We start from the raw sequence: 1,140 nt of genomic DNA on the forward strand, positions 1-1,140 counted from the left end.
ACTCGAACGTATTCATCGCTGTTTACGTCCTCCCGTGAGGCTTTCTGCCTCTTTCGCTACCGCCCGAACGGTCAATTGGCGGGTTGGATTTGCACCAACTGATATATATACGCTTCTTGGCGTACCATAAAACGCTGAGTTCCTGATGCTGTTCTTTCTTTTATGCATTCATTCTCAGGGAATGTAAGCCAAAATATGCTCCCATTGTCAACATTGCTTTCTACACCTACCATTCCTCCATGTAATTCAACCAGTCTGCGTGTAAGTGCAATCCCGATTCCGGCGCCGTTGGAATCTTTATCTTTTGTGCTGTTTGACCGGTAAAATGCCGAAAATATTTTGTCTTTTTCATCATCCTCAATCCCAATACCCGTATCTCTCACCTCTATTCGTATGGATGATTACCATTCTTTAGAGATAATAACATCAACGGTACCGTATTCAGGGGTATATTTGAGCGCGTTGGAAGGCAGATTATACATAATTTGTTTGCACTTCCTGATACGGGAAAAACGAATATCAAACAAGGAATTATGAATGTCGAAGGGCAAGAAAACTTCGTAATTCGAAATTCCTTGTTCTGCTGTACGATATTCTCTTTTCATCCTACTAAAACGACGGGTTACAAAAAATCGGGAATGCTCCCGAAAACACTCGATTTCCCAGTTCTTTGCCTGGAAGCGGGAGCAAGGCATGAGCGGACGCTGTAAGGCGTCAGCTGCAGCCAGTTGTTCGGCCAGGTGCATCTGGATAGTAGCAGTGCGGCAAACTCCTGCCATGTCTCCCGTGGGACATGGAGAGCAAGACGACGTCATAACTGCTAAGCCCCACAATAAATGAACCTGGAATTCTCAGATTAAGTGGAATTAATATATTGAGGTAAAACAGATTTTAGCAGATTGACAGCATCTGGGAAAGAGGAGTTGGAATCTACCATGACGATGTCGATGGTATTAAAGTTTTTTTTACAACGGAAACACTGGGTCGTTATGGCAATAGAAAAGTGTACCAGATGGCAAAGTAAAATATACTCAAGAAGTTCACAAAATGTGATTTCAGAAATGCTATAACTATTTATATCAACAAAAGTTAAATCTAATTTAGAAATCTCTATTTGTGAACCCTTACAGTATAGTACCA

Annotated in this window: 3 protein-coding genes; all 3 read right to left on the reverse strand. The window is 41.7% G+C overall.

Going from position 1 to position 1,140, the window contains the following annotated elements; all coding sequences use genetic code 11:
- Positions 1–71: 71 nt before the first annotated feature.
- Entirely contained in the window at positions 72–383 is a 312-nt protein-coding gene (locus QZT26_RS17765; protein WP_295104103.1) for an ATP-binding protein, read from the reverse strand.
- A gap of 18 nt (positions 384–401) precedes the next feature.
- The gene (locus QZT26_RS17770) at positions 402–815 is read right to left on the reverse strand and encodes a hypothetical protein (RefSeq protein WP_295104105.1); all 414 of its coding nucleotides are present in this window, start codon (positions 813–815) and stop codon (positions 402–404) included.
- Between the two features lie 41 nt (positions 816–856).
- Positions 857–1,140: hypothetical protein (locus QZT26_RS17775; protein ID WP_295104108.1), on the reverse strand; the 284-nt coding region annotated here is incomplete at its 5' end.

This window comes from uncultured Candidatus Kuenenia sp. (assembly GCF_900696675.1).
GTDB classification, from domain to species: Bacteria; Planctomycetota; Brocadiia; order Brocadiales; family Brocadiaceae; genus Kuenenia; species Kuenenia stuttgartiensis_A.